At 42.3% G+C, this 1,546-nt stretch carries 1 protein-coding gene; it reads left to right on the forward strand.

Features of this window, described 5'->3' with window-relative positions; genetic code table 11:
- Positions 1-60 precede the first annotated feature (60 nt).
- Entirely contained in the window at positions 61-1,533 is a 1,473-nt protein-coding gene (locus tag A4S05_RS04065; RefSeq protein WP_069068546.1) for an IS66 family transposase, read from the forward strand.
- Positions 1,534-1,546: the final 13 nt, after the last annotated feature.

Genomic DNA, 1,546 nt, shown 5'->3' on the forward strand with positions numbered 1-1,546 from the left:
GTAAGGATTCAGGTGGCAGAGTATTGACAAGGGGGACACTTGAGGGGGAGTATCACAAATATGAACCAAAACCTGCCTCAAGATTTAGACCGAGAAAGCTTGAACCAGTTATCAAAAGAAGAACTGGTAGAGATAATTATTGAGCAGGGCAAGGCAATATGTGAGTTACAGAAAACAATCTTAAAACTACAGCAAGAAGTAGAACGTTTAAAAGTCAGCCGAAATTTGGATAGTTCTACCTCATCGAAACCACCATCTGGAGACATCCTCAAAAAGAGTGAAAACAAGAAAGCACCCTTGGAGGAAGAACCGAACCAGTCCAAAAGAAAACCAGGTGGGCAACCAGGACATACTGGAAAAACCCGTAAGGGCTTTGGCAGAGTAGATCGTTATGAAATCTTACGACCGACTGAGTGTGCGTGTTGTGGTCAAAAAGCATTTGCGACCGTGGCAGTAAAAATAGAAAAGCAGTCTGTAGCGCAATTAGTGGAACGTCCCATTGAAATAGTGGAGTATCAACGTCAGACGTGCGTGTGTGAATGCTGTGGAAATGTACAAACAGCCTCATGGTCGCCAGATATCGTTCCAGGGCAAGATTTAGCAGTTAGATTACAGGCGTTCTTAGGATGGGTAAACAATTATGCACACATGCCCTATGAAAAACAGCAAGAAATGTTGTGGGAACTGGGGCAAGTTGAAATTGGGCTAGGAACAATAGTAGCAACCAATGAACGAATAACTCAAGCAATTGAACCGAGCATTATTGAGTTAAGTAGTTGGGTAAAACAGACACAACCCAATGTTCATGTGGATGAAACGCCTTGGTCAGTTAAAGGGATAAAAGAATGGTTGTGGGTAGTTGCCAATTCTGATTTCTGCCTGTTTACTGCTGCTGACACTCGTTCACGATCCGAATTATCAGCCATTTTAGGGACTGAATATACAGGGGTACTTAGCAGTGATGATTTTAGCGTTTACAATGGCTATCCAGCTTTTGCCCAGCAGAAATGTTTGGCTCATCTACGCCGACACTTCAAAAAACTAATTATTCTTCCAGGTCTTCACAACCAAGCTATCGGTGAAACGTTTGTTAATTTAATTGATGAAGCTTTTAGCAATTATGCTCGATGGTTTGAAACTCTTGATTCAAGTAGTTATAACGATTGGGTCAATCAATTCAAAGCTAAGTTGCACTCCTCACTCAATCAGTGGATTGACAAAGCAGGAGCAACAGCAGGTCAGCTTTTACGTTCTTTGCGCGATAAAGCAAGCCAATGGTGGTATTTCCTTGACCATCCTGAAGTTCCTCCTGATAATAATCAGGCTGAACGATCGCTGCGTTTGGCTGTGACAAAACGTAAAGTTAGTGGTGGTTCCCGTTCAATGGAGCGGTTTCAACATACTGCTAATTTGTTGACTGTGGTACAGACTTGTCGCCGTCAAGCTAGGTCTGTGATTGATTTTTTTGCACAGGCTTTAATTGCTAATTCTAGTAACTCCCTGTCTCGCCCTTCTTTACTTCCTCAATATTAGACCTGAATCCTTA

Origin of the sequence: Nostoc sp. KVJ20 (genome assembly GCF_001712795.1) — a bacterium.
Classification (GTDB): Bacteria; Cyanobacteriota; Cyanobacteriia; order Cyanobacteriales; family Nostocaceae; genus Nostoc.

Coding starts and splice junctions, on each gene's coding strand:
- A4S05_RS04065 (WP_069068546.1), top strand. CDS start 61: ATGAACCAAAACCTGCCTCAAGATTTAGACCGAGAAAGCTTGAACCAG.